General features: G+C 72.6%; 19 protein-coding genes. 10 read left to right on the top strand and 9 right to left on the bottom strand.

Annotated elements, in window-relative coordinates; translation table 11 throughout:
* Window positions 1-34: 34 nt before the first annotated feature.
* From OO63_RS38490 to OO63_RS38475, 4 genes are all read left to right on the top strand, one after another.
* Complete coding sequence (locus OO63_RS38490; RefSeq protein WP_051811623.1) at window positions 35-5,032, top strand: non-ribosomal peptide synthetase; 4,998 nt, start codon at window positions 35-37, stop codon at window positions 5,030-5,032.
* Window positions 5,029-6,222: a cytochrome P450 gene (locus tag OO63_RS38485; RefSeq protein WP_030362289.1), complete on the top strand. Its 1,194-nt coding sequence runs from the start codon at window positions 5,029-5,031 to the stop codon at window positions 6,220-6,222. Before OO63_RS38490 ends, OO63_RS38485 begins: the two co-directional genes overlap by 4 nt.
* Before the next feature lie 82 nt (window positions 6,223-6,304).
* Window positions 6,305-7,495, top strand: a complete 1,191-nt coding sequence (locus OO63_RS38480; RefSeq protein WP_030362288.1) for a cytochrome P450 — start codon at window positions 6,305-6,307, stop codon at window positions 7,493-7,495.
* 137 nt (window positions 7,496-7,632) lie between these two features.
* Window positions 7,633-12,993 carry a non-ribosomal peptide synthetase gene (locus tag OO63_RS38475; RefSeq protein ID WP_030362287.1) on the top strand — a complete coding sequence of 1,787 codons (5,361 nt, stop codon included), beginning with the start codon at window positions 7,633-7,635 and terminating at the stop codon, window positions 12,991-12,993.
* 112 nt (window positions 12,994-13,105) lie between these two features.
* Here the strand turns inward: OO63_RS38475 and OO63_RS38470 are convergent, their stop codons facing one another.
* Complete coding sequence (locus OO63_RS38470; protein ID WP_051811621.1) at window positions 13,106-13,399, bottom strand: ferredoxin; 294 nt, start codon at window positions 13,397-13,399, stop codon at window positions 13,106-13,108.
* Between the two features lie 438 nt (window positions 13,400-13,837).
* Here OO63_RS38470 and OO63_RS38465 point away from each other — a divergent pair, with 438 nt between their 5' ends.
* Both OO63_RS38465 and OO63_RS38460 read left to right on the top strand, forming a co-directional pair.
* A complete protein-coding gene (locus OO63_RS38465; protein WP_030362285.1) occupies window positions 13,838-14,383 on the top strand; it encodes a hypothetical protein in 546 nt (181 codons plus the stop codon).
* Between the two features lie 82 nt (window positions 14,384-14,465).
* A complete protein-coding gene (locus OO63_RS38460; RefSeq protein ID WP_030362284.1) occupies window positions 14,466-15,308 on the top strand; it encodes a DUF4097 family beta strand repeat-containing protein in 843 nt (280 codons plus the stop codon).
* A 101-nt stretch (window positions 15,309-15,409) separates the two neighbouring features.
* Here OO63_RS38460 and OO63_RS38455 read toward each other — a convergent pair whose 3' ends face one another.
* A complete protein-coding gene (locus OO63_RS38455) occupies window positions 15,410-16,294 on the bottom strand; it encodes a glycosyltransferase family 2 protein (RefSeq protein WP_030362283.1) in 885 nt (294 codons plus the stop codon).
* A gap of 471 nt (window positions 16,295-16,765) precedes the next feature.
* On the opposite strand from OO63_RS38455, the gene OO63_RS38450 reads away from it, so the two are divergent.
* Together OO63_RS38450 and OO63_RS38445 are read left to right on the top strand one after the other, a co-directional pair.
* Window positions 16,766-17,233: a hypothetical protein gene (locus tag OO63_RS38450; RefSeq protein WP_030362282.1), complete on the top strand. Its 468-nt coding sequence runs from the start codon at window positions 16,766-16,768 to the stop codon at window positions 17,231-17,233.
* 189 nt (window positions 17,234-17,422) lie between these two features.
* On the top strand, window positions 17,423-18,346 hold the full coding sequence (locus OO63_RS38445) for a phosphotransferase family protein (RefSeq protein ID WP_030362281.1): 924 nt from the start codon (window positions 17,423-17,425) through the stop codon (window positions 18,344-18,346).
* Window positions 18,347-18,395: 49 nt separating this feature from the next.
* On the opposite strand, the gene OO63_RS38440 is transcribed toward OO63_RS38445, so the two are convergent.
* Both OO63_RS38440 and OO63_RS47870 read right to left on the bottom strand, forming a co-directional pair.
* Entirely contained in the window at window positions 18,396-19,256 is an 861-nt protein-coding gene (locus tag OO63_RS38440) for an SAM-dependent methyltransferase (protein WP_078619630.1), read from the bottom strand.
* A gap of 19 nt (window positions 19,257-19,275) precedes the next feature.
* Window positions 19,276-19,785, bottom strand: coding sequence for a MazG-like family protein (locus OO63_RS47870; RefSeq protein WP_397622217.1), 510 nt, complete (start codon window positions 19,783-19,785; stop codon window positions 19,276-19,278).
* A 71-nt stretch (window positions 19,786-19,856) separates the two neighbouring features.
* Here OO63_RS47870 and OO63_RS38430 point away from each other — a divergent pair, with 71 nt between their 5' ends.
* Window positions 19,857-20,180, top strand: coding sequence for a nuclear transport factor 2-like protein (locus OO63_RS38430; RefSeq protein WP_030362278.1), 324 nt, complete (start codon window positions 19,857-19,859; stop codon window positions 20,178-20,180).
* Between the two features lie 88 nt (window positions 20,181-20,268).
* On the opposite strand, the gene OO63_RS38425 is transcribed toward OO63_RS38430, so the two are convergent.
* From OO63_RS38425 to OO63_RS38415, 3 genes are all read right to left on the bottom strand, one after another.
* On the bottom strand, window positions 20,269-21,153 hold the full coding sequence (locus tag OO63_RS38425) for a PhzF family phenazine biosynthesis protein (protein WP_030362277.1): 885 nt from the start codon (window positions 21,151-21,153) through the stop codon (window positions 20,269-20,271).
* Window positions 21,154-21,220: 67 nt separating this feature from the next.
* Window positions 21,221-21,685, bottom strand: a complete 465-nt coding sequence (locus tag OO63_RS38420; protein ID WP_030362276.1) for a lamin tail domain-containing protein — start codon at window positions 21,683-21,685, stop codon at window positions 21,221-21,223.
* Window positions 21,686-21,855: 170 nt separating this feature from the next.
* Window positions 21,856-22,632, bottom strand: a complete 777-nt coding sequence (locus OO63_RS38415; protein WP_030362275.1) for an SDR family oxidoreductase — start codon at window positions 22,630-22,632, stop codon at window positions 21,856-21,858.
* Window positions 22,633-22,765: 133 nt separating this feature from the next.
* Between OO63_RS38415 and OO63_RS38410 the strand changes: the two genes are divergently transcribed.
* Window positions 22,766-24,394 carry an alkaline phosphatase D family protein gene (locus OO63_RS38410; protein WP_030362274.1) on the top strand — a complete coding sequence of 543 codons (1,629 nt, stop codon included), beginning with the start codon at window positions 22,766-22,768 and terminating at the stop codon, window positions 24,392-24,394.
* 31 nt (window positions 24,395-24,425) lie between these two features.
* Here the strand turns inward: OO63_RS38410 and OO63_RS38405 are convergent, their stop codons facing one another.
* Both OO63_RS38405 and OO63_RS38400 read right to left on the bottom strand, forming a co-directional pair.
* The gene (locus tag OO63_RS38405; protein WP_030362273.1) at window positions 24,426-25,430 is read right to left on the bottom strand and encodes a small ribosomal subunit Rsm22 family protein; all 1,005 of its coding nucleotides are present in this window, start codon (window positions 25,428-25,430) and stop codon (window positions 24,426-24,428) included.
* A 9-nt stretch (window positions 25,431-25,439) separates the two neighbouring features.
* The coding region (locus OO63_RS38400; protein WP_033264874.1) for a serine hydrolase domain-containing protein at window positions 25,440-26,415 on the bottom strand (976 nt) is incomplete at its 5' end.

Genomic DNA, 26,415 nt, shown 5'->3' with positions numbered 1-26,415 from the left:
GTTCGACGCGGGTGCCGGGAGTGCGGGCCGGCTGATGATCGTGCTGCACCACTTCGTGATCGACGGCGTCTCCTGGCGCATCCTGCTGCCTGACCTCGCTTCCGCCTGGGAGCAGGTGCGGGCCGGGAAGACTCCCGTGCTCGCGGAGGTCGGCACCTCGGTGCGGCGGTGGTCGCACGCCTTGACCGAGGAGGCGTCCGCACCGGGCCGGGTGGCCGAACTGCCGCTGTGGCGGTCCCAGGTGGAGGGGCCCGATCCGCTCCTTGGCTCCCGCCCGCTCGACCCCGCCACCGACGTGGGCTCCACGGTGCGGCGGCTCACGGTCGAACTGCCCGCCCCGGTGACCGAGACCCTGCTGACCACTCTGCCCGCGGCCTTCCACGGCGGAGTCAACGACGGCCTCCTGACCGGGCTGGCGCTGGCGGTCGCGCACTGGCGGCACGTCCGGGGCGTCGATGAGCGGTCGTTGCTGGTCAAGCTGGAGGGTCACGGCCGTGAGGAGGAAGTGGTACCGGGTGCGGATCTGTCGCGCACGGTGGGCTGGTTCACCAGCGTCTTCCCCGTCCGCCTCGATGTCGCCGGGGTCGATCTCCAGGACGCGTTCGGCGGCGGGGCGGCGGCGGGCACGGCCGTCAAGGCGGTCAAGGAGCAGCTGCACGCCATCCCCGACAAGGGCATCGGCTACGGACTGCTGCGCTACCTGAACCAGGAGACCGCGGAGGTCCTCCGGCAGCACGAGACCGGCCAGATCTCCTTCAACTACCTCGGCCGGTTCTCCACCACGGACATGCCGGAACACCTCCGCGGACTCGGCTTCACCTCCGCTGCCGGTACGGCCGAGCTGATCGCGGCCCCCGCCGACATGCCCGCCATGGCCTCCTTGGAGATCAACGCCGTGGTGAGCGACACCGCGGACGGGCCGCAGTTGACCGCCGTGTTCGGCGCTCCGGAGGGGGTGCTGTCGGCGGGAGAGGTGCAGGAGCTGGCCGACCTCTGGCTGAACGCCCTCACGGGCCTGGCCCGGCACGCCGCCGAGCAGGGCGCGGGCGGCCTGACCCCCTCCGACATCTCCCTGGTGTCGGTCGAACAGAGCGAGATCGAGGCCTGGGAGCGGCAGTACCCGGGGCTCACCGACATCTGGCCGCTGACCTCCCTGCAGGCCGGGCTGCTGTTCCAGTCCATGCTGGCCGGTGCCGCGTACGACCCCTACCACGTACAGGTGCAGTACCACGTGTCGGGCGTCGTGGACCCGGCCCGGATGCGCGCGGCGGGCCAGGCCCTGCTCGACCGGTACGCCAACCTGCGCACCGCCTTCGCCAGCCGTGCCTCCGGCGATCGCGTGCAGCTCGTGCTCGAGGACGTCGTCCTGCCGTGGCACGAGGTCGACCTGCGTGACCGGAGCGCGGACGAGCGTGCCGAGGAGCTGGCCCGCTTCCTGGCGGCGGACCAGGCCGCCCGGTTCGACCCGGCCACGCCGCCGCTGCTGCGGCTGTCGTTGGTGCTGACCGGCCCCGAGGAGGCCGAGATCGTCCTGACCTCGCACCACTCGTTGCTGGACGGCTGGTCGCTGGGGCTGCTGATGCGGGATCTGCTGCGGCTCTACCACTCCGGCGCGGACGACTCGGCGCTGCCCCGGACCCGGGGCGGGTACCGGGACTTCCTGGGCTGGCTGTCCGAGCAGGACGACGAGGCCTCGGCGCGCGCCTGGGCGACCGCACTCGACGGGATCGACGAACCCACGCTGGTGGCGCCCCAGGGCGCGGAGTCCGCCACGGCCTCCGGACAGGCGGCGGAGCTGGACGTGCCGCTGCCGCTGGACACGTCCCGTGAACTGTCCCGGCGGGCCGCTGAACTGGGCGTCACCCTGAACACCCTGGTGCAGGGCGCCTGGGCGGTGGTGGTGGGCTGCCTGACCGGCCGCTCGGACGTGGTGTTCGGCACCACTGTGTCGGGCCGCCCGCCCGCGATACCGGGTGTGGAGGAGATGGTCGGCCTCTTCATCAACACCCTGCCCGTGCGGGTGCGCATGTCCCCGTGGGACAGCCTCGGCAAGGTGCTGACCGACCTGCAGAACAACCAGGCCGAATTGCTCGACCACCACCACTACGGCCTCGCCGGCATCCAGCGGGCCGTGTCGATGAACACCCTGTTCGACACCGTCACCGTCTTCGAGTCCTATCCGGTCGACAGCGGCAGCATCGCCGCGACGGACGCCGCCGACGGGCTCGCTGTCGACGCCGCGAGGACCGAGAACGGCACGCACTACTCGCTCGGCATCGCCGCGGTGGCCGACCCCGACCTCCGGCTCGTCATGCAGTACCAGCCGGAGCTGTTCGAGCGGTCGGAGGCCGACCGGGTGGTCGCCCAACTCGTGCGAGTCCTCACACAGTTGGCGGAAGACCCGCACGTGCCCGTCGGACGGGTGGCGACGGTGCCGGCCGCGGCGGGAGCGCCGGAGCCGACCGCGCCCGAGCTGAGCATCGCCGAGCTGTTCGCGCGTCAGGTCGCCGCGCGACCGGACGCGCTCGCGGTGGCCTTCGAGGAGCAGGCCCTCACGTACGGGGAGATCGACTACCGGGCGAGCCAGTTGGCGTACGAGCTCGCACGGCGTGGCATCGGCCCGGAGTCGGTGGTGGCCGTCTCGCTGCGCCGCTCGCCGGAGCTCCCGGTGACGATCCTCGCCGTGGCACGGGCGGGCGCGGCGTACCTGCCGATCGATGTCGCCTACCCGGCCGAGCGGATCGCGCACATGATCGAGGACAGCGGTGCCTGTCTGGCCGTGGTGGACGCCACGACCACCACGGTGCTCGCCGGACACGGCCTCGACGAGCTGCGTGTCGACCAGATGCCCGTCGGCCCGGCCGAGGCGGTCGAACTGCCCGACGTGAGCCTGGACCACACGGCGTACGTCATCTACACCTCGGGTTCGACGGGCCGCCCCAAGGGCGTGGCCGTCACCCATCGCGGGGTCGCCGCCGTGGTGGAGGCACACGTGGAGCGGCTCGCCGTCACCCCGGAAAGTCGGATGCTGCAGCTCGCCTCACCGAGCTTCGACGTCTCGCTCGCCGAGATGTTCACGGCCCTGCTGTCCGGGGCGAGCTTGGTGTTCGCGGACAGGGAGCGGCTTTCCGCGGGCGTGCCGCTGGCCGAGACGATCGCCGCACACGGGGTCACGCACGCGATGATTCCGCCGGCGCTGCTCGCCGCGATGCCCGCCGAGTCCCTGTCCACCGTGGTCTCCCTGGTGGTCGGGGGCGAGATGACGCCGCCGGAGCTGGTGGCCGCGTTCGCTCCCGGCCGCCGGATGGTGAACATCTACGGGCCCACGGAGAGCACGATCTGCGCCACCATGAGTGCCCCGCTGGAGGTCGACGGAGGTCCGCTCAGCATCGGCCGGGCCATCGTGAACACGCAGCTGCACGTTCTCGACGCGGCTCTGCGGCCGGTGCCCAGGGGGGTTCCGGGTGAGCTGTACATCGCGGGTTCGGGACTGGCGCGCGGCTACGTCGGCCGGCAGGGCCTGACCGCGGAGCGCTTCGTGGCCAACCCGTTCGGCGGACCCGGCGAGCGCATGTACCGGACCGGTGACGTCGTCCGGCAGACCCCGGCGGGAGACCTGCTGTTCCTCGGCCGCGTCGACGACCAGGTGAAGATCCGCGGCTTCCGGATCGAGCTCGGCGAGATCGACGCGGCGCTGCGAGCGCACCCGGAGATCGAGCGGGCCGCGACGGTGGTGGACGACAGGCAGGGCGATCGGCGCCTGGTGGCGTACGTGGTGCCCGTCGGTGAACGGACCGACGCGCACGCCACGGCCACGGACGAGGAGTTGTTGGCCCGGGTGCGTGACTACTTGCGGGAGCGGCTGCCGAACCACATGGTGCCGTCCGCGGTGATGCTCATCGACAAGCTGCCACTGACGCCGAACGGGAAGCTGGACAAGAAGGCGCTCCCTGCACCCGACTACGCGGGCGGATCGACCGGCCGCGCTCCGCGGACGGCACGGGAGGAGAGCCTCTGCCGACTGTTCGGCGAGGTCCTGGGGCTCGACCGGGTCGGGATCGACGACAGCTTCTTCACGCTCGGTGGGCACTCGCTGCTGGTCACCCGGCTGATGGCGAGCGTGCGCGCCGAGCACGGGGTGGACCTGCCGATCCGGGTGGTGTTCGAGTCACCGTCGGTGGCCGAACTCGCCGCCTGGCTCGACCGGCTGGAGGCGGGCGGCGGTGCGCACGAGTCCGCGGATCCGTTCGCGCCGCTGCTGCCCATCAGGACGGGCACGGCCACCAGGAAGCCGCTGTGGTTCGTCCAGTCCGGTGGCGGGACCTGCTGGCCCTACCTGGGATTCGCCTCCCGGCTGCCACGTGACCGGGAGATCTACGGCCTCCAGGCCAAGGGCTTCCACCGCGGGACGCCCCTGCCCGGGTCGATCGAGGACATGGTCGCCGACTACGTCGGCGAACTCCTCGCCGTCCAGCCCGAGGGGCCCTACCACCTCGTCGGCTATTCGATCGGAGGCACCCTCGCCCACGCCATCGCCGCGGAGTTGCAGCGGCGCGGACACGAGGTGGCTCTCCTCGCCCTGCTCGACAGCGTGCCCAGCGCCGATCTGGCGGGCGGTGACGAGCCGCCGAGCGGGGACGAGTTCCGCACCTACTTCCGTGAGCAGCTGTCCGGTCTCGTGGGCGTCGGCAGCGCCAACAACGCCGACAACGCCGAGCAGTACGAGGAGTTCGTGGAGAACGCGGTGTCCGTCTTCGCCAACCAGGCACGACTGATGGCGGGCTTCACCTCCCCCGTCTACCGCGGTGACGTCCTGTTCTTCCGGGCGGTGCCCAACCCGGAGGAGTCGTTCACGGAGCGGTGGCTGCCGTTCGTCCAGGGGGAGATCCGCCAGCACGAGATAGAGACCACGCACGACGAGATGTATCTGCCAGGACCTGCCGCCGACATCTGCAGGATCCTCAGCCGCGAGCTCGCCGGGGACGGCCCGGGCGAGCGGCGTACAGGAAAGAGCGAGGGAGACCAATCGTGACGAGCGTTGTAGAGCGGTGGAACATCCACCCCGGTCACCAGTGGCTGCGAGGTGTCCGGCCCGACCAGACGGTGCAGCTCGACGAAGAGACGGGCGTCTGGCACGTCTACGGCTACCAGGAGGTCTTCGAGGTCCTCACCCAACCGAAGACGTTCTCCTCCAAGACCGCGCACCTCTTCTCGGTGCAGGTGGACGACGTGTACAGCCAGGGCGACATGTCGCAGCTGGACCCGCCGGAGCAGACCAGGTACCGCAAGCTGGTCAGCCACGGGTTCACCCCGCGCGTCATCGCCGAACTGGAGTCCCGGATCGGCAAGATCACCGAGGACCTGCTCGACGAGGCGACGGGGAAGGGCCAGCTGGACCTGGTCGCGGACCTGGCGTATCCGCTGCCGGTCATCGTCATCTCCGAACTCCTCGGGATCCCGGCCAGTGACCGCGAGTTCTTCAAGAACATCGCGTTCGCGGTCATCGAGGGCACCACCGGGGCCGCGCTGATCAGCGGTGGAGACGACGCGCAGGCGCAGGCCGACGCCGCCGTCGAGCGGGTCAAGGCGCTGGTGGACTACATGCGCGAGCAGGTGCTCGACCGCCGCCGTACGCCCCGTGAGGACCTGATCAGCCGCCTGGTCGCGGCGGAGCAGGACGGCACGCGCCTGACGGACCAAGAGATCATCAACATCGCCAACATCCTGCTGTTCACCGGGCACATCACGACCACGATGCTGCTCGGCAACACGCTGGTCTGCCTGGACAACGACCCCGAGCAGTTCGCCCGGGTGCGGGCGGACCGGTCCTTGGTGCCGGGCGCCCTGGAGGAGGGGCTGCGCGTGCTCACGCCGTCCGCGGCGCTCACCCGGCGGTCGGCCACCGAGGTGAAGCTCGGCGGGCAGGTCATTCCCGAGGAGAAGGTGGTCATGATCTGGCCGGGCGCCGCCAACCGCGACCCCGCCAAGTTCCGCGACCCGGACGTCTACGACGTGACCCGCGATCCCAATCCCCACCTGAGCTTCGGCCACGGCGTGCACTTCTGCATCGGTGCCCCGCTGGCCCGCGCGGAGGGCCGGATCGCCATGAACATCCTTCTCGACCGCTATGCCGAGCTGGGCACCGACCCGGACAACCCGCCCTCGTTCTTCCCCTCGCCGGACATGATCGGCGCCAAGTCGCTTCCCCTGCGCGTCCGCTAGCGCGTGCGGTACAGGGAATTCGGATCACCCTCGCACTTGCATCACTCGCATCACTCGCATCATTCGTTCAACTGGAGAATCGATGACCAACATCGCTGACCGCTGGGGTCTCAACGACGAGTTCTTCTGGCTGCGCGACAAGCAGCCCGAGGAGCTTGTCTCGTACGACGAGAAGCTCGGCGTATGGAACGTGTACGGATATCCCGAGACCGTTGAAATCCTCAATGACCACGAGACCTTCTCGTCCGACGCGGTGCGGCTGCTGCCCGACGCCGCGGCCGGCGCGCAGTACTACGAGGGCGACCTCTCGGGGATGACGGGGGCCGAGCACGCGAGTCTGCGCAAGCAGGCCGACCGCATGTTCAAGCCGTCGGCGCTCGCCAAGCTGGAGGCGCGGCTCGAGAAGGACGCCGCTGACCTGCTGGACGCCGTGGAGGGCAAGGACAGCTTCGAGCTGATCGCCGACTTCGCGGAGCCCCTGTCCGGAAACCTCTTCTGCGACATGCTGGGCGTCCCGAGCAGTGAGCGGGAGCTCTTCAAGCTGGTGGACAAGGGCCTCGACAGCGAGGTCAAGGTCTCCACGGTCGACCAGGGCGGCGAGGGCTACGTCGAAGCCCAGATCAAGCACATCCAGCCCCTGCGCGACTACCTCCTCGAGCACATCGCCGACCGCCGGAAGAACCCGGGCGAGGACCTGCTCAGCGTGATCGTCAACATGAAGCGTCACGACGGCACGCAGTTGAGCGACAACGAGTCCGTGAACTTCACGATGGTCATGCTCGGCGCCGGCTACCTCACCGGCACGGTGCTCATCGGCGACACGATGCTGGTCCTCGACCACCTCCCGGAGGAGGCCGCGCGGGTGCGCGCGGACCGGTCGCTCATACCGGGCATGATCGAGGAGGCGCTCCGGTGGTTCACCCCGACCGCGGCGACCTATCGAGCCACCAGCCGCGAGGTGGAGTTCGCCGGGAAGACCATCCCCGCCGACCAGTACGTGGTGGCGTGGCTCGCGGCGGCCAACCGTGACCCGCGGCAGTTCAGCAACCCGAACGTGTTCGACCTCAAGCGTTCGCCCAACCCCCAGCTCGCCTTCGGCCGCGGCACCCACTACTGCCTGGGTGCCCACCTGGCCCGGATGCAGGGACGGATCGCGTTCAACGCCCTGATGGACCGCTTCCCGAACCTGAGTGCCGACCCGGACAACCCGCCGAAGTTCTTCCCCTCTCCCGAGATGCTCGGCATGCACTCCATGCCGGTGCTCACCAACTGAGCTGCCCTCAGGGACAAGTGATAAGTCCCGGAATGAACGGGACTTATCACTTCTTTTTCTCCTCTCACCGATGACGCCCCTGACCTCGGAGCCGGACAGTGAATCACGCGCTTTCCCCAGTCACCGCCGAATGGCCCATGGTGCTGCTGCCGACGGATCGGCGGCGCCAAGCGGGCGTACCGACCCGGAGCCCGGACACGGCCCGGGCCGAACTGCGCGTACCGCAGACACCGGACGTGCTCCTCGCCGGCTTCGCCGCACTCCTCTTCCGCTACACCGGCCAGGACCAGATCAGCTTCGACCGCACGGATGCCGCGGGCCGCACCGAACAGGTGCGCCTTCTCGGCGTCGGTGAGTCGACGCTGGACGAGCTGGCCCACCGCTGGACGGCCGACCTGGTCCCGCAGGCCGGGCCCACGTCCGTCGGCATCCGCTTCGCGGCTCCCGGCGACACCGCCGCGGGCCTCACGCACGAGCTTCAGCTGGTCGTCCGCGAGGACACCGAGGGCGGCCACGCCCTGGAACTCCATTACGACGCCGGGCTCTTCGACGCGACCACGGCCGCGCGGCTGCTCGACCACTACCGGACCCTCGTCGAGGACGGAGCGGCCCACCCCGACCGGCCCGTGGCCCGACTGCGGCTGCTGACCGGCGTGGAGCTGCGACGCATGCTCGTGGAGTGGAACCAGACCGGGACCGACCTGCCGAACGACGTCTGCCTGCACGAGGCGTTCGAGATCCAGGCGGACCGGGCACCCGACGCCGTCGCCGTGGTGCGCGGCACCGAGCGGCGGACGTACGGGCAGATCAACCGCGAGGCCAACCGCCTGGCCCACCGCCTGATCGCCCTCGGAGTCGGTCCGGACGTGCGCGTGGGCCTGTGCCTCGACCGCTCGCCCGAACTGCTCGTCGCGGTGCTCGGCATCCTCAAGGCGGGCGGCTCCTACGTGCCGCTCGACCCGGAGTACCCCGGCCAGCGCATAGCCACCATGGTGCACGGCACGTCCTGCGCCGTGATGGTCAGCCGTTCGGATCTGACGGCGAACCTGCCCGAGACGAGCCCGGGCCAAAGCCGCCCGCTGGTGCTGCTCGACCGCGACGCCGAAGCCCTCACCGCCCAGCCCGAGCACAACCCCGGCCCCACCTCGGGCCCCGACGACCTCTGCTACATCCTGCACAGCTCCGGCTCCACCGGCGCACCCAAGCCGATCGCGCTGCGCCACCGCGGAGTGATGAACACCCTCGCCGACCTCAACTCCAGGTTCGGCGTGGGTCCGGGAGACGCGGTCCTCTCCCTGTCCTCGCCGAGCTTCGACCTGTCGGTCTACGAGTTCCTGGGCCTCACCACGGCCGGGGGCACCGTCGTGCTCCCCGACCCGGCCCGGACGAAGGATCCCGCCCACTGGGCCGAGCTGATCGTCGCCGAGAACCTCACGATCTGGCACTCGGCCCCGGCGCTGCTGACCCTGCTGACCGACCACCTCGAACAGACCGGCGCCGCGCCGATACCCGGCCTGCGCCTTTCGATGCTCGGCGGTGACTGGGTGCCCGTCACGCTGTGCGACCGGCTCCGCGTGTTCGCGCCCGAGTTGCGCTTCATCGTGATGGGCGGGGCCACCGAGGCGTCCATCCACTCGACGATCTACGACGTCGAGGTGACCGATCCGGACTGGGCGAGCATCCCCTACGGCCGTCCGCTCGCCAACCAGCGGGCGTACATCCTCGACGACGCACTCCAGCCGGTGGCGCCGGGCGTGACCGGGGAGCTGTGCGTGGCAGGTGTCAGCCTCGCCCGCGAGTACCTCGGCCAGCCGGAGCGCACCGCCGAACGGTTCCTCGACTGGTCGCACGCGGATGTGACCGGTGAACGCATCTACCGCACCGGGGACATGGCCCGGTTCGCCCCGGACGGCATGATCGAGATGCTCGGCCGGCGCGACTTCCAGGTCAAGGTCAACGGGCTGCGCGTGGAGCTCGGCGAGATCGAGGTCGTCCTGCGTGCCCATGAGGGCATCCGGCAGTCGGCGGTGGTCGCCCGCGACGGCAGGCTCATCGCCTATGTGGTCCCCGGGGAGGCCCAAGAGGCTCCGGCGGCGTCGAAGCTGCGGGACTTCCTGGCCGAGCGGCTGCCGGAGTTCATGGTTCCCAAGGCGTTCGTCGTGCTGGACCGGCTGCCGATCACACCGAACGGCAAGCTGGACCGCAAGGGCCTGCCCGAGCCCGGCTTCGCCGGTGCCACGTACCGGGCGCCGCGGTCGGCCGAGGAGGAGACCCTGGCCGACGTCTTCGCGGAGGTACTCGGCCGGGAACGGGTCGGCATCGACGACGACTTCGTGGGCATGGGCGGCGACAGCATCCGTTCCATCCAGGTGGTGATCCGCGCCCGCGCCCGAGGCATCGAGATCACCACCCGCCAGATCTTCGAGTCGAGGACCATCGCCGAATTGGCCCTCGCCGCAAGCACGGCGGATCCGGCGACGTACGCTGCCGAGGACACGTCCGAGCCGATGCTCACGGCCGACCGCGACGACATCGACAGCTGGACACGGCGCTACGGGCAGCTCGCCGACGTGTGGCCGCTGACCCCGATGCAGTCCGGGATGCTGTTCGAGTCCATGCTGTCCGAAACGGGCCCGGACACCTACCAGATGCAGACCCTGTACCACCTGTCCGGTGACGTCGACGCCGCCCGGATGCGGGCGGCCGGCCAGGCGGTCCTCGAGCGGCACCCCAATCTGCGGGCCGCCTTCGTCACCGACTCCACCGACAACCTCGTACAGGTCATCGTGAACGGCGTCGAGCTGCCGTGGCGCGAGATCGACCTGAGCGACCTGCCGGAGGGCGCGCGCGACGAGGAGCTGCGGCGCTTCCTCAGCGAGGACCGCGCCGCGCGCTTCGACCGGGCCGAGCCGCCGCTGCTCCGCATGGCCCTGGTCCGGCTGAGCCCCGAATGCGCCGAACTGGTCCTCACCACCCACCATGTGCTCCTCGACGGCTGGTCGGAGCAGGTGCTCGCCCAGGACCTGCTCCGGCTCTACGCGGCGCCGGACCCGTCGGCACTCGAACCGGCCCGCGGATTCCGGGACTTCCTGGCGTGGCTGTCGCGTCAGGACCGTGACGAGAGCTCCCGGGTCTGGGCCGCGGAGCTCGCCGGACTGGACGGGCCGACCACTCTCGTCCCGGGCGAGGCGCGGCCCGCGGCCGTCGGCGCCGTGGACTTCACCCTGACGCCGGACGAATCCCGGCAGTGGGCCCGCTGCCGTGCCGAACTGGGAGTCACGGCCGGAACGGTGGTGCACGGCGCCTGGGCCCTCGTGCTCAGCGCCCTGACCGGCCGGCAGGACGTCGTCTTCGGCTCCACCGTCGCGGGCAGGCCGAGCACCCTGGCCGGGGTGGAGTCGATGGTCGGAATCTTCATCAACACCCTGCCGGTACGGGTCCAGTGCACTCCCGGCGGCACGGTCACCGACCTGCTGACCGACCTGCAGCAGCGGCAGACCGCCCTGCTCGATCACCATCACCACAGCCTGGCCGAGATCCAGCAGGCCACCGGACTGTCCGCGCTGTTCGACACGTTGGTGGTGATCCAGTCCTATCCGCCGAGGGACGACGGGGCAGCGGCGGAGGCCGGGGTCGAGATCACCGGCGTCGACTCGGCCGCCGCCGTGAACTACCCGCTGACCCTGATCGTCGAAGGCGACCGGTTCACCGTCCAGTACCACGCCGAACTGGTGGACAAGGGCACGGCCGAGGCGGTCGCCGCCCGCTTCCACGCGGTCCTGAACCAGCTCGCCGAGGACGCCGGCCAGCGGGTCGGCACGGTCGACGTGCTGCTGCCGGGCGAACGCGATCGGCTGCTCGCGGCCCCCGCGGGCGCCGCGTCCGCCTCGCAGGACACAACCGTCACGCTCTTCGAGCACCGGGCGGCGGCGACCCCCGACGCGATCGCGGTGGCGGACGGGGCCGACACACTGACGTACCGGGAGCTGGACGTCCGGGCCGACCGGCTCGCGGTCGAACTGGCCGGCCGCGGCGCGGGACCCGAGACCGTCGTCGCCCTCGCGCTGCCCCGCTCGGTGGACCTGGCCGTCGCGCTGGTGGGGACCGTCAGATCCGGAGCCGCCTTCCTGCCGGTCGACCCCGCCCGACAGGACGTCGCCGGGGCGGACATCGTCCTGACGCCCGCGGACCTCGACCTGCCGGAGCCGACCGGCACCGGTGGATCGCGCCCGGCCTCGCCGGACCCGCGGCACCTGGCCTGCGTGCGCGGCCGCGGCGGCAGCTCCGGAGGCATCGCTCTGGACCACCGCGCACTGGCCGACGCGGCGCGGCGCTTCGCGGCCGGCGCGGAGCTGACGCCCGGGACCAGGCTGCTCGCGGCATCGCCCCACGAGGACGAGGCGGCCTTCGAGATCCTCGCCGCGTTGTGCGCCGGAGCCCGCGTCGAGGTGACCCCGCACGCCGCGGACCTGATCCAGGACGGTTGGGCGGGCGACGTCATCAGCACGTCCGCCCCGTTCTTCGCCGAGGTGCTGGACCGGTGTGCGAAGACGATCCGGGCGAACACCGTGGCTCTCACCGGGGACGTACGGAGCGGATCGTTCGCGGGCCGGGTCCGGGACCGGATTCCCGGCGTGCGGACGGTCGAGGTCTACCGACCGGCCGGGACGGTCGGCGGCTCGCCGCTGGGCACCACGAGGGCCTACGTCCTCAGCCCGGCGCTCCGCCCCGTACCGCCGGGCGTGACCGGGGAGTTGTACCTCGCCGGCGAGGTGCCCCGGGGCTACCACGCCGACGGAGCGCCGACCGCGCAGCGGCTGGTCGCCGACCCCTACGGTCCGGCCGGGGCCAGGATGCACCGCACCGGTGATCTGGCCACCTGGGACGGTGCCGGCCGGGTGGAGTTCGCCGGACACGGGGGCGCCGTGGCGACGATCGACGGGCACCAGGTCAGGACGGGCGACGTCGAAGCCGTGCTGGCGGCGCACCCTGCGGTGTCCCGGACCGTGGTCGCCGTCCGGGAGAGCGACCGGCTGGTGGGCTACGTCGTGCCCTCGCCGGGCGGCGGCGCCGACGGCGGGGAGCTGCGGGAGTACGTGGCCCGACTGCTGCCCGAACACATGGTGCCCGCCGTCGTCGTGATGCTGGACGAGCTGCCGTCCGGTGCGTCGGCCGACCTGGAGGCCCTGCCCGATCCCGGCGCCGGGGGTGCGGACGGCGGCGGCTACCGGAGCGGCCGTACCAGCCAGGAGGAGGCGTTGTGTGAGCTGTTCGCCGATGTTCTGGGCCTCGACCGGGTCGGCATCGACGACGACTTCTTCAAGCTCGGTGGCAATTCGCTCCTGGCGACCCGGCTCATCGGCCGGCTGCGCCGTTCCCTGGGGGTCGAGGTGTCGATCAGAACGATCTTCGAGCACCCGACCATCGCCCGGCTCTCCGGCCATATCCCCGCCGAGCCGAAGAAGAGCCGACCGCGTCTGCGCAGGATGACTCAGTAGTCAGCAAGGAGGAAGGAAGCCGCGGGCCGCCGGCAGTGGGCGGCGGCCCGCAACCGGAAAAGCGCCGGGCAGGTCTCCCTGCCCGGCGCTTCGGGTTGCCCGACGGCGAATCTCACTCCAGCGGCGCGACCAGTTCGCCCGTCGCCGCCCGGTGGACGCGAATCGCTTCGGTGGGGCACATCTCGACCGCTTCGAAGAGTTCCTCGGAGGCCGTGGTGGTCGCGTGCAGTGCCATCGCCCGGCCGTCCGGGCCGAACGCGAGGTCCTGCTGCGCGACCGACACGCAGACGCCGGAGCCCGCGCAGTGCAGTTTGTCCACCCGGATGACCAGTTCGTCGGAGCCGGTGCGGGCAGGGGCGGCGGCGTCCCCCAGCAGCTCGGGCGACTGGTGGTGCTCAACGGACATCCGTCCTCCTGGCGATTGGCTGGTTCTACCGTGACGCCGCTCGAGCGGGTCCGGGGCGTAACGCCGCCTGCTCGGTGCGGCGGCGGGGAGGTGTGTCGGCCGGCGCGCGGAGACCGCTTCGGCTGGCGCGTCCGATCAGGCGCCACAGCGGCGCCTCGCGCCCCTGTGGCCGACCCACACACTGGATCCCCATCATCCCTTGGCCCCGGTGCCGAGGCCAGAAGAAGAGGGGGGAAGAGGGGGGAAGAGGAGTGAAGGGGGACGGGAAAGCCCGGTAAGGGCAGGGGAGTGGGCGGCGTCATCGTGGCGCCGAAGGCCGGGGAACCGTCCCGTCGACGGGACGGGTGGGGAGGGAAATGACCCACTTGAGCCAGCCCAAAGCCCCTGTGACCTGGACGAAAGCTTGCAATGGCGCCATGATGGTGCGACGATGGCGCCATGGAACTCATGCGGTACGTCGACAACCTGCGGCAAGAGCTCGTGGTCGCCGCCGAGGCGAGTGACGAGGAGACGCGCGAGCTCGCCGAGCGCCTCATCGCGCCGCTGTCCTCCGCCGCACGCCTGACCCTGCTGGACGCGCTGTCGGCCGCCGCGGACGAGATCACCCGCGATCTGGCTCCCGGGTCGGTCGAGATCCGGCTGCGTGGCCTCGACCCGACGTTCGTCGTGACGCCGCCCTCCCTGGACCACGCGTTCGACGACGAGTCCGACGACCGGCGGTCGCGCGCCGGACTGCCGCCATCGCTCCCCTTGCTGCCGAAGGTTCCGGCGAACGGGGACGAGGGGGCGACGTCCCGCATCAACTTCCGGCCGCCGGAGCAGCTCAAGGCCCGGATCGAGGAGGCCGCCGAGCGGGAGCGCCTGTCGGTCAACGCCTGGCTGGTGCGGGCGGCGTCCACGATGCTCGAGTTCGAAGACCGCGCACACCGCTCCGACCAGAGTGTGCCGCGAGGCACCCAGCGCTACACCGGCTGGGTGAACTGACCGGCCCTCCCGCGCCGGGCGACGCAGCCCCCGTCCCACCTGCCAGCGGCGATGCTCAGCCGGTCCATCAAGAAGGGCAGTCATGCCTGTTTTCCAGACGCCACAACCGATCTCCGCAACGATCGAGATCGCGGACGGCGGCGTCCGCGTCGAGGCCGACGACCGTACCGAAACCCTCGTCGAGGTCCGCCCGAGCGACCCGGAGAACGAGACGGACGTGAAGGCCGCCGAGGGCACCCGGGTGGAGTACGCGGGCGGCAGGCTCCTGGTCAAGGCGCCGCAGCGAGGCCTCTTCGGCAAGAACGGCGCCGTCGACGTCACGATCGGACTGCCGACGGGTTCGGACATCAGGGGAAGCGCGCGCAAGGCGGCGTTCCGCGGCAGCGGTCGGCTGGGGCAGTGCCGGTTCAAGACGTCCACCGGCGACATCCACTTGGAGCAGACGGGCTCGCTCGTCCTCAGCACGTCCTTCGGGGACGTCACGGTGGAGCAGGTGGCAGGCTCGGCCGAGGTGGCGACCGGATCGGGTGCGGTGCGGATCGGAGCCCTGGCGGGCCCGGCGACGATCAAGAACTCCAACGGCGACAGCTGGGTGGGCGAGGCGGCCGCGAGCCTCAAGGTGTACGCGGCCAACGGCGCGATCTCCGTCGACAAGGTGTGCGAGGCGGTGGAGGCGAAGACCGCCAACGGCGGTATCCGGATCGGCGAGGCCGTGCGCGGCTCGGTGGTGCTCGGTACCGCGATCGGCCAGGTGGACATCGGCATCCGCCCCGGCACCGCCGCGCTGCTCGACGTTCGAACCAAGTCGGGCACGGTCCGCAACCTCATGACGGCCGCGGACGGTCCGGGGACGAGCGACGAGGAAGTCGAAGTACGCGCCGTCACCGCGGTCGGTGACGTCGTGATCCGGCGCGCCGGAACCTGACACGCGTCGCGCGTGAGGGGCGCGACGGTGCGGCGTCGCCCGGCTGGCGCGCGACGCCGCGACGCGCGCTCCCGGGTGGCCGAGGCCCCCTTCGGCCGACGTCAGATCAGCGGCGGGCGCCCGAGCCGCGTCATCCGCCACACCGTCGCCCACCGCATCGGCTTCCGCTCGCCGCCGGACGTGCGGCAGCCCTCGACGAAGCCGCCCGCCCAGGCCTTCAGGCCGCCGACGGAACGGGTGCGGGCCACGGTGAGGAGGGTCCAGACCGTCAGGTAGAGCGGGATGAGGGGCAGGGGGAGGCGGCGGCGGGCCAGCCAGACGCGGTTGCGGGCCGTCATACGGTGGTAGACGGCGTGCCGGGCGGGGGACGTCTTCGGGTGCTGGAGCAGCAGCGAGGGCTCGTACAGGACCTTCCAGTCCGCGTCGAGCGCGCGCCAGGCCAGGTCCGTCTCCTCGTGGGTGAAGAAGAAGTCCGCGGGCCAGTCGCCGGTCTGCGCCAGCATCTCCATGGAGAAGGCGTGCGCGCCGCCGAGGAAGGAGGTGACGAGGCCGCCGCGCATGGGGTCCTTGGCGCGCAGCCGCGGCACGTGGCGGCGCTGGGTCTCGCCGCGCTCGTCGGCGATGCGGAAGCCGACGATGCCGAGCCGCGGGTCCTCGGCGAACAGGCGCTGGACCGTGCGGAAGACGTCCGGGTCGACGAGCAGCCCGTCGTCGTCCAGCTCGATGGCCACGTCCACGTCGCCGAACTCGCGCAGCCGGGCCAGGGCGACGTTGCGGCCGCCGGGGCAGCCCAGGTTCTCGTCCAGCTCGATCGCCGTGACCTCGCCGGGGTAGGCGGGGAAGTCCGGCAGCGGGGTGCCGTTGCCCACGATGACCAGGCGGGTCGGGGCGACGTCCTGTTTGGCCACGGCCGCGAGGAGGGCGTCGACGTCCTTCGGGCGGTTGCCCATGGTCACGATGGCCACACCCAGGCGCGGTTCGGACAAGGCGGGCCTCCAGGGCGGGTCGGGTCGGGCACGGGGTCGGGAGCGCGGGTGGTGCGGGGCGGTCCCGGGTGCCGCCGTACGGCCGGTACGGCGGCGCGGTCATATCGTCTGACGTTCGCGATGGTAGCCGTTCACTGGTGTGTTTCATTCGGGACGTGGGTCGTTCATGTCGGGGGATGTGGCCGGGTTCACCCCGGTGGCGCCGCGCGGCGGGGGCGGCGGTGTCGTGCGACGGGGCCCGGAGGCGGTGTGTCGCATGGCCAGATTTGGCTGTGACATGTCAAAAATCATGAGGATGTGTCTTGTTCTCTCAAGGGCCCTGTGTCTCAATGACCTCAACCCAAATCGCTGACTGACCGTCAGTAATGGCGGGCGCGCCGCTCCTCGGGCAAGCGGGCAGCGGGCGGCCGGGCACCGGCGGCCGTCGGCGAGGCGGGCACCCCACACTCCCCCCATTGAAGGCAGGCCCCCATGAGGCATGGCAGATCAGCCCTCGGCTCGGCCCTCGGCGCCGGCGCGCTCGCCGTGAGCGCCCTGGTCCTCGCTCCGGCCGCGGGCGCGGTGGAGCCGCAGGAGGCGAGCATCGGCTTCGAGTGCGGCTCGTTCGGCTCGGGTTCGGCGGCGCTCAAGGCGACGCAGAACGGCACCGCGGCCACCATCGAGGTGTCGACGTCGGCGATCACCGCGCCGATCGACGTCGGCGCCGGTGCGGTCAACTCCACGCTCACGCTCACCAAGAACGGCTCCGGCACCACCACGTTCAGCGGCAACTCCAACCCCGCGATCCCCGCGGGCAGCCCCGTCTCCACCGGTCCGCTGAGCGGCACCGTCGCCGCGGGCGACAGCCTGGAGGCGAGCTCCCTGAAGATAGTCGTCTTCGGCATCACGGTGAACTGCACCGCCACGTCGGCGCAGACACCGGGTCCCTTCAAGTTCTGATCAAGTCCCCGGCCCCGGTTCCGGGCGCGTGCGTACGGTGCGAGGGTGTCGCGGTCCGGACGGCGGACCGCGACACCCTTCCGCGTACGGGCCCGGCCGCCGCGCCCCGCGCACCGGCGCCCACGCACCGGCCCCGCACCGGGCGAAATCGCGTTGCCGCCCCCGCCCGCGCCCCTTACCGTGCCGATCATGCTGCCCCCCGTGGACACCGACGAGGAGTGGGACGCCGTCGTCCCCGACGAAGCCGTCATGCGGCCCGCCGCCGAGGACCTGAGCGCCCGGCTCGGCCTCGCGGGCGCGCCCCTCACACGCTACGGCGAGGGCTCCCAGCCCGTGTACGCGGTGGGGGAGCGGCACGTCCTGAAGCTCTTCCCCGGCGCCGCGGCCGACGACGGCGCCACCGAGGCACGGGTGCTTGGCCACGTACAGGGTCGACTGCCCGTTCCCACGCCGGAGTTGCACGACTTCGGGGCGTACGTCAACGGGTGGAGCTACGTCCTGATGTCCCGGCTGCCCGGCGAGGGCCTGCACCTGGCGTGGCCCCGGATCCCGGCGGCCGACCAGGACCGGGTGGTGACGCGGGCGGGCGAGACGCTGGCCGCGCTGCACGCGCTCGGGCACGCGCCGCTCGCCGACGTCCTCGGGCCCGGCGACTGGCGGGAGTTCACCGCGCGGCAGCGCGCGGGCGCCGTCGCCCGGCAGCGCGCACGCGGGCTCCCGGAGAGCTGGGCCGAGCAGATCCCCGCCTTCCTGGACGCCGTCCCGCTGCCCGCCGCGCCCGGTCCCGCGCTGCTGCACACGGAGTTCATGCGCCAGCACCTCCTGGTGGACCCGGGCGACGGCCACCGCCTCACCGGACTCTTCGACTTCGAACCCGCGATGATCGGCGACCCCGCCTACGACTTCGTGGGCGTCGGCCTCTTCGTCACGCGCGCGGAGCCCGGGCTGCTCGCCCGGTTCATGGCCGCGTACGGCCGCACCTTCGAGCCGCGCCTGCTCCTCGCGTACACGCTGCTGCACGTGTACAGCAATCTGCCGTGGTACCTGCGCGAGCTGCCCGCGCCGCCCGAACCGACGCTCGACGCGCTGGCCGAGGCGTGGTTCGGGCACTGACCGGGGGGCGCGGTGCGGGGGCTGCCCCGGCGGGACGGGCGCGTGCCGCTCAGTCCGTGGCCACCGGCGCCAGCGTGAGGTACGCGAAGCCGAGCAGCCGGCGGTAGCCGCGCAGGAAGCCGGCGCGGTGCCGGTCGGCGCGCTCGCGCAGCTCCGCGGCCCGCGGGTGGTGCGGGTGCGAGGCCAGCCACTCCTCGGTGTCCGCCAGATACGCGGACTCGAACTCCTCCCACTCCTCCTCGCTCGCCGTCTCCACCCACAGCGGGCGGAAACCGGCGGCGACCGCGGCTTCGGCCAGGCCGCCCAGGTCGAGGTGCTCGTCGGCGCGGGCGTCCGGCCACAGCGCGGCCAGGTCGGCGGCCGTGGGCGTGCGCTGCCAGAAGCCCTCGCCGAGCACGACGCGTCCGCCCGGCGCGACCAGGCGGCGCAGGACGCGCAGGGCGTCGGCGGAGTACGGCGGCGGGGCGTCGGCCGGGCACAGGGCGTGGGCCGAGCCGAGGCACAGGACGACGTCGGCCGGGCCGCGCGCGGTGTCCGTGGCCGACTCGGCGATGAACTCGACCCGCTCACCGAGCCCGCGCGCGCCCGCGGACGCGCGGCCCCGCGCCAGGTCCTCCTCATTGAGGTCGACGCCGATGCCCGTGGACCCGGGCGCCGCCTCCAGGACGCGCAGCAGCGTCTCGCCCCAGCCGCTGCCGAGGTCGAGGACGGTGCCGCCGCCCGCGCGCACCAGCGGCTCGGCCGCGCGCCGGACGATGCGGTCGGCGCGCTCCTGTGACAGAGGGCCGTGGAAGGTGACGCGGGTGAGGCGGGGCGGGGCGGCGTCGGGGTCGGTGACGTGGGGGCCGGTGGTGTCGGCGTGCGGGGCCGTGCCGGTGGTGCCCGTGTGCGTGCTGGTGCTCGAGTCCATGGCGGGTGACGCTAACTCGTCAGGTGGTGGGGCGCTCCTGGATTTCGGCGGCTTCGGGGCGTACGGCCTCGGGGCGCATGTCTGTGCGGCGCACGTCTTGGGCGGGAGCGGGCGTGGGACCTTGACCGGGAGCAGGCGTGGGGCCTTCACCGGGAGCGGGCCCCGGCGAAGGCGACGGCGACGGCGATGACGTGGAGCGCGCGGCGACCGCGTGCAGCCGGGCCGCGAGCGCGCGCTCCGGCTCCGGGGTGAGCGTGCGCAGCGCCACCAGCGCCGTGATGACCACGTCGCACAGCTCCGACTCGACGTCGTCCCAGGTGTGCGTGGTGCCCTTGCGCGGGTTCTGCCCGGTGGCGCCGACGACGGCCTGGGCCACCTCGCCGACCTCCTCCGACAGCTTCAGCATCCGCAGGAGCAGGGTCTCGCGGGCCGGGTGCCTGCGGTGGGAGTCGAGCCAGCCGTGCAGGCGGTCGACGGTCTCCCACAGGTCGGGTGCGGGCAGGGGCGGCGCGGGCGTCGGGTCGGACATGGGGGGCAGCCTGCCACGGCCGCGGGCGATCCCGGGTGGCGGGGCGACGGGGCCGGTGCGAGCGTGGGCGCATGAGCATTCAGACAAACCGGCTCGGCGACCCCACGGTCCGGGCCTTCGTGACCGCTGTGAACGCGGGCGACAAGGCCGCCTTCGAGGCCCTGCTCACCCCGGACGCGACCATGTCCGACGACGGCTCCGACCGGAACATCGCCGACTGGACCGACCGCGAGATCTTCTCCTCCAACGGCCACATGGACGTCGAGTCGGAGTCAGACGGCGGGCGCACGCTCCTGGTCAGCTACCGCAACGACACCTGGGGCGAGATGCGTACGAAGTGGCGGTTCACGGTCGACGGCGACAAGGTGTCCCGGTTCGAGACGGGCCAGGCCTGACACCGGTACGGGCCAGGCCTGACACCCGTCCGCCGTAGGACCGCCGCTCCGGGGCGCGCCCGGCGCGCCCCGGAGCCCTGTGCGCCCCTCACTCCGGGATGCGCACCGCCGCCCCCGCGACCCGCACCCGCGCGTCCCCGTCCCGCAGCGTCACCGTGAGCACCCCGGGGCGCCCCATGTCCACGCCCTGGTGGAGGGTCAGTTCGGCGGCGGCGGGGACCAGGCCGAGTGCGCGGGCGTACGCGCCGAAGGCGGCCGCCGCCGCGCCCGTCGCCGGGTCCTCGACGACGCCGCCGACCGGGAACGGGTCACGGGCGTGGAAGACCGTCGCGCTCTCCCGCCACACCAGCTGGACGGTCGTCAGGTCGAGCCGCAGCATCAGCGTCTTCAGGCGGTCGAAGTCGTAGTCGAGGTCGGCGAGGCGGGCGCGGGTGGCGGCGGCGAGGACCAGGTGCCGGGCGCCCGCGAAGGCGATGCGGGGCGGCAGGCCGGGGTCCAGCTCGTCCGCGCGCCAGCCGAGCGCGGCGAGCGCCTCGTCGACGTCGGCCGCCGCGACCTCCTCGACGTGCGGCTCCACGCTGGTCAGGGTCGCGCGCAGCACGCCGTCGGACTCGGTGACGCGCACCGGCACGGCGCCGACGCGGGTGGCGAACACCAGGTCGCCGGGTCCGTCGCGCTCCGCGAGGGCGACCGACGTCGCGACCGTGGCGTGCCCGCAGAAGGGGACCTCGGCCTGGGGGCTGAAGTAGCGCACGGTGAAGGAGCGGGCGCCGTCGTCGGGCACGGCGGGGCCGGGGGTGAGGAACGCCGTCTCGCTGTAGCCGAGTTCGGCGGCGAGGGCGAGCATGGCCGCGTCGTCGAGGCCGCTCGCGTCCAGGACGACACCGGCGGGGTTGCCGCCCGCGGGGTCGGTGGCGAAGGCGGTGTAGCGCAGCACGTCAGGGCGGTTCGAGGCGTGATCGTCAGGGCTCATGCCGGACGACAACCGCCGCGCGGCCGGGTCCATTCCCGATCGCGCGGCGGCTGTCACCTCACGTTTCTCAGTGGCAGTTCTTGGTCCCGTGGTCCCGGGTCGTCCAGGAGCAGGAGTCGATCTGCGTGCCGCTCGGCTTGAGCAGCCGGGCCTTGTCGCTGGTGTTGTTCCAGACGTACGAGCCCTGGCCCCAGTAGCGCACGCCCGAGGCGTTGGTGCCCTTGCCGGTGCGGACCTTCACGGTCTTGCCCGCGCCGATCTTGTAGCTGCCGAAGGTGTACGTGAAGCCCGTGTTGTCCTTCAGCTTGTAGCCCTTCAGCTGGATGGCGCCGCGGGTGTTGTTGTGGATGTTCACCCACTCCGCGTTGCGCGAGCCGTTGGAGCCGGTGTCCCGGCCCGGGCTGTCGTACTGGATGTAGCCGAGGTGCAGGCCGCCCTGGTGGGCCGCGGCGGACGCCGGCGCGGCGACGAGCAGCGGGGCCGCGACAGCGGTGGCGGCGAGGACGGCGGTGGCCATCGAACGTATGCGCAAGGTGTGCTCCGTATGTGAAGTTCCCGTGGAGAGCAGCGAGCTTAGTACGTCGTTGTACGACATCGGAGGCCGCTCCGGGCATATGACTGGAACTCAGCCCTCGCCGCCGTACTGCAATCGGCCCGCCCGGTCCTACGCACGGTCCGCGCGGCCCGCCGCCGGGCCCGCCGTCAGCCGCGTCCGACGTACGGCATCGTCGTGGCGAGCACGGTCGCGAACTGCACGTTCGCCTCCAGCGGCAGCTCCGCCATGTGTCGCACGGTGCGGGCCACGTCCGCCGCGTCCATCACCGGCTCGACCGCGAGCTGCCCGTTGGCCTGGAGGATCCCCGAGCGCATGCGGTCGGTCATGTCGGTGGCGGCGTTGCCGATGTCGATCTGTCCGACGGCGATGCGGTACGGGCGCCCGTCCAGGGACAGGGACTTGGTGAGGCCCGTCAGCGCGTGCTTCGTGGTGGTGTACGCGACGGAGTGCGGGCGCGGGACGTGCGCGGAGATGGAGCCGTTGTTGATGATCCGGCCTCCGTGCGGGTCCTGCTCCCGCATCCGCCGGAACGCGGCCTGGGCGCACAGGAACGCGCCATTGAGGTTGGTGTCGACGACCTGGCGCCACTCGGCGTAGTCGAGCTCCTCGACGGGGGTGCCGCGGGGGCCGAACGTACCGGCGTTGTTGAAGAGCAGGCCGAGGCGGCCGAAGCGGTCGGCCTGGGCGGCGAAGAGGGCCGCCACGTCGTCGGGGGACGTGACGTCCGTGCGCAGGCAGAGGGTGCGGTCCGCCGCGGGGCCTCCGGCCAGGGCCGCTGTCTCGCGCAGGGTCTCCTCGCGGCGGCCGGCGAGCGCCACCGACCAGCCCGCACCGAGGAGTTCGAGGGCGACGGCGCGACCGATCCCGGAGCCCGCCCCGGTGACCACGGCGCTCTTCGACGGTGCTGTTGGCTCAGCGTTCATGGCCCCGCAGCGTACGGGAGGGTCCGCCACACGGACCTCATCTGCCCGCCATATGGCTGTTGTGTACGTGACAGGCGGGTGTCGCCCCCGGACACTCCAATGCACCTTGCAACCATCGTCAGGGGAGGGGCACATGACACCCGCAGGACAGCACGCACCCGAACTCCGCGCTGCCGCACGCCACTTGGGACGCCGTCGGTTCCTGACCGGAACCGGCGCGGCCGCCGCCCTCGCCTTCGCCACCAACCTGCCGACCGCCGGGGTCGCGGGCGCCGCCGAGATGGACGCCGCCCGCGTGTCCGACGACCCCTTCACCCTCGGCGTGGCGTCCGGCGACCCGCAGCCGCACTCCGTGCTGCTGTGGACCCGGCTCGCGCCCAGACCGTACGAGGAGAACGGCGGCCTGCCCGCCGAGCGCGTCACCGTCCACTGGGAGCTGGCCCGCGACCCGCGCTTCCGGCGGGTCGTCAGACGCGGCACGGCCCCCGCGCACCCGGAGTTCAACCACTCCGTGCACGTCGAGGTGGACCACGTCGACGCCGACCGGACGTACTACTTCCGCTTCCGTGCGGGGAAGTGGGTCAGCGAGACCGGCCGCACCCGCACCGCACCGCCCGCCGCCGGCCGGACCGGACTCACCCTCGCCGCCGTCTCCTGCCAGGCCTACCACGACGGCTACTTCACCGCGTACAGACATCTCGCCGAGGACGACGTCGACGTCGTCTTCCACCTCGGCGACTACCTGTACGAGTACGCCGTGAACTCCGTCGGCGGCGCCCGCAAGTACACCGACCGCGTGCTGCCCGACGTCTTCAACCGCGAGACGCAGACCCTCGACGACTACCGCCGCCGGTACGCGCTCTACAAGACCGACCCCGACCTGCGGGCCGCCCACGCCGCCCACCCCTTCGTCGTCACCTGGGACGACCACGAGGTCGAGAACAACTACGCCGACGACATCGACGAGAACGGCAACCCGCCCGAGGAGTTCCTCCTTCGCCGCGCCTCCGCGTACCGCGCGTACTGGGAGAACCTGCCGCTGCGCCGCCCGCAGCGGCCCACCGGGTCCGACATGCGGCTCTACCGCCGCGTCGGCTGGGGCCGCCTCGCCCAGTTCGACATCCTCGACACCCGCCAGTACCGGTCCGACCAGGCCTACGGCGACGGGGCGCACGTGCCCGGGCCCGAGTCCCTCGACCCCAAGCGCACCATCACCGGCGCGAGCCAGGAGCGGTGGCTCATCGACGGGTGGCGGCGCTCGCGCGCCGTCTGGAACGTCGTCCCGCAGCAGGTCACCTTCTCCCAGCGCAAGCTCGACCTCAACCCCGTCGCCAAGGTCAGCATGGACGCCTGGGACGGGTACGCCGCCTCGCGCGCCCGGGTGCTCGCCGGGGCCGAGGCCGCCGGGGTCGACAACCTGATGGTGCTCACCGGGGACGTACACGTCGGGTACGCCTTCGACATCAAGGACGACTTCGACGACCCGTCGTCCGACGTCGTCGGGACCGAGATCGTCGCCACGTCCATCGCCAGCGGCAAGGACGGGGCGGAGCGGCCCGCCAACTGGGAGACGTACATGAAGGCCAACCCGCACCTGAAGTTCTACAACGGGCGCCGGGGCTATGTGACCGTCGGCCTCGACCGGCGGCAGGCGCGGGCCGACTTCAAGACCGTGTCGGCCGTCACCACGCCGGGCGCGCCGATCGTGACGGCGGCGTCGTTCGTGGTGGAGGCGGGCGAGCCGGGGCTGCGGCCCGCCTGACCCGCCGGGTCCCCGGAGGCTCCCGGGCGGGCTAGGTCCCGGCCGGGGGCCAGGGGGCGCCCCAGGGCGTGTCACGGGCCTCGCGGTACAGCGCCCCGTGCCGCTTCGTCACGGTCTCCCGCCGCAGCGCCCCCGCCGCGTCGCACAGGTCGAGCAGGACCATCCCCTTGCGGATCTGCGGCTTGCGGACGACCCGGCCGGGCGAGGGCTCGGCGGGAACGGCGGCGGGGCGGACGGCGGCGACGTAGGAGAACTTCTCGTCCTCGTAGGCGAGGGAGCCGCCCTTGACCTGCCGGTGCAGCGACGACCGGGCGACGCGGACGGAGAAGTGGCACCAGTCCTCGCCGGGCACGATGGGGCAGGCGTCGCTGTGGGGGCAGGGCGCGGCGACCCGGAACCCGGCGTCGATGAGCCGCGCCCGGGCGTCGAGGACACGGGCGTACCCGTCGGGCGTGCCGGGTTCGACGACGACGACGGCGTCGGTCGCGGCACGGGCGGCCGCGTCGACGACGGCGGCACGGTCGTCGGCCGTGAGCTCGCCGAGGACGTAGGAGACGGTGACGAGCGCGGCGGACGGCACGTCGAGGGCGGCGCCGATGCGGGCGCGCTGCCACCGGACGGGCGCGAGGTCCGGGTTGGCGGTGGCGATCTCCCGGCCGAGGGCGAGCGCGGGCTCGGCCCAGTCAAGGACGGTGACGGGCCGCTCCCCGGGCCAGGTGGCGTTGACCGCCCAGGTGGCCGCGCCGGTGCCGCCGCCGATGTCGGTGTGCCCGGCGGGGCTCCAGTCGGCGGGCACGGCGGCGGCGAGCGCGTCGAGGGCGGAGCGGGCGGCCTCGAAGGTGGCGGGCATGCGGTACGCGGCGTAGGCGCTGACGTCCGCGTGGTCCCGCAGGACGGGCGCGCCGGTGGGGGTGGTGCCGCGGTAGTTCGCGATCAGCCGGTCCACGGCCTGGGCGGCCGCCTTGGGCGGCAGGTCCTCCAGGAGGCCCGCGAGGGCGGTACGGAGGGTCTCTGCGGGGGAAGCTTGGTCGCGCACCCCGTGAGTTTAGTGGCCCGTGGGGGTGGTGGGGCGCCGGGCGGCCCCGGGCGCGGGCCCCGCCGCCACCGCCCGCGCCAGCGCCGTCGCCGCGCGGACCCGGGGGCCGTTGTCGGGGGGCTGCCGCCGGGGGTGGACGGTGTTGGCGAGGAGCACCAGGAACGTGTCCGTGGCGGGGTCGAGGACGAGGGACGTGCCGGTGAAGCCGGTGTGCCCGGCCGCGCCCCGGCCCGCGAGTTCCCCCATGAACCAGGCCTGGTCCACGCCGAAGCCGAGGCCGGGCGCGGCCAGCATCAGACGGACGTGGTCGGGGCCGAGGATCCGGGCGGCGCCGTACGAGCCGCCGTTCAGCAGGGTCCGGCACAGCACGGCCAGGTCGCGGGCGGTGCCGAAGAGCCCGGCGTGCCCGGCCACGCCGCCGAGCGCCCACGCGTTCTCGTCGTGCACCTCGCCCCGCAGCATGCCCCGGTCCGCCTTGGCCCACGGCCGGCGCTGGTCCTCGGTCGCGGCGGCGCCGGGGCACGGCCCGAACCGGGTGCCGGTCATGCCGAGCGGCCGGGTGATCCCGTCCCGGACCAGCCGGTCGAGGCGGCGGCCCGTGACCCGCTGCAGGACCTCCTGTAGGAGCAGCATGTTCAGGTCCGAGTAGACGTACGCGCCCACCTCGCCGGAGGGCGCCTCGGCACGCAGCGCCCGCAGCCGCGCGGGCACGTCGGGCAGCTCGTAGAGCGGGAGTTCGGGCCGCAGCCCCGAGGTGTGCGTGAGCAGCTGCCGCACCGTGATGCCGTGCGCGGCGACGCCCGTGCACTCGGGCGCGTACCGCGCGACGGGCGCGTCGAGGACGAGGGCGCCGCGCTCCACCTGCTGCACGACGGCGATCGTGGTGCAGAGCTTGGTGAGGGAGGCGAGGTCGAAGGGGGTGTCGACGCTCAGGGGGACGCGGTCGGGCGGGGGGAGCTCGACGGGGGCCGACGCGGGCGCGGGC

This window comes from Streptomyces alboflavus (genome assembly GCF_000716675.1).
Classification (GTDB): Bacteria; Actinomycetota; Actinomycetes; order Streptomycetales; family Streptomycetaceae; genus Streptomyces; species Streptomyces alboflavus.
This window is presented reverse-complemented; position numbering and strand designations above follow the sequence as displayed.

Excerpts from the sequence above, each read along its gene's own strand:
- OO63_RS38480 (WP_030362288.1), top strand. The coding sequence starts at position 6,305 with ATGACCAACATCGCTGACCGCTGGGGTCTCAACGACGAGTTCTTCTGG.
- OO63_RS38430 (WP_030362278.1), top strand. The coding sequence starts at position 19,857 with ATGAGCATTCAGACAAACCGGCTCGGCGACCCCACGGTCCGGGCCTTC.
- OO63_RS38465 (WP_030362285.1), top strand. The coding sequence starts at position 13,838 with ATGGAACTCATGCGGTACGTCGACAACCTGCGGCAAGAGCTCGTGGTC.
- OO63_RS38490 (WP_051811623.1), top strand. The coding sequence starts at position 35 with ATGATCGTGCTGCACCACTTCGTGATCGACGGCGTCTCCTGGCGCATC.
- OO63_RS38410 (WP_030362274.1), top strand. The coding sequence starts at position 22,766 with ATGACACCCGCAGGACAGCACGCACCCGAACTCCGCGCTGCCGCACGC.
- OO63_RS38475 (WP_030362287.1), top strand. The coding sequence starts at position 7,633 with ATGGTGCTGCTGCCGACGGATCGGCGGCGCCAAGCGGGCGTACCGACC.
- OO63_RS38415 (WP_030362275.1), bottom strand. The coding sequence starts at position 22,632 with ATGAACGCTGAGCCAACAGCACCGTCGAAGAGCGCCGTGGTCACCGGG.
- OO63_RS38440 (WP_078619630.1), bottom strand. The coding sequence starts at position 19,256 with ATGGACTCGAGCACCAGCACGCACACGGGCACCACCGGCACGGCCCCG.
- OO63_RS38425 (WP_030362277.1), bottom strand. The coding sequence starts at position 21,153 with ATGAGCCCTGACGATCACGCCTCGAACCGCCCTGACGTGCTGCGCTAC.
- OO63_RS47870 (WP_397622217.1), bottom strand. The coding sequence starts at position 19,785 with ATGTCCGACCCGACGCCCGCGCCGCCCCTGCCCGCACCCGACCTGTGG.
- OO63_RS38470 (WP_051811621.1), bottom strand. The coding sequence starts at position 13,399 with ATGTCCGTTGAGCACCACCAGTCGCCCGAGCTGCTGGGGGACGCCGCC.
- OO63_RS38450 (WP_030362282.1), top strand. The coding sequence starts at position 16,766 with ATGAGGCATGGCAGATCAGCCCTCGGCTCGGCCCTCGGCGCCGGCGCG.
- OO63_RS38445 (WP_030362281.1), top strand. The coding sequence starts at position 17,423 with ATGCTGCCCCCCGTGGACACCGACGAGGAGTGGGACGCCGTCGTCCCC.
- OO63_RS38460 (WP_030362284.1), top strand. The coding sequence starts at position 14,466 with ATGCCTGTTTTCCAGACGCCACAACCGATCTCCGCAACGATCGAGATC.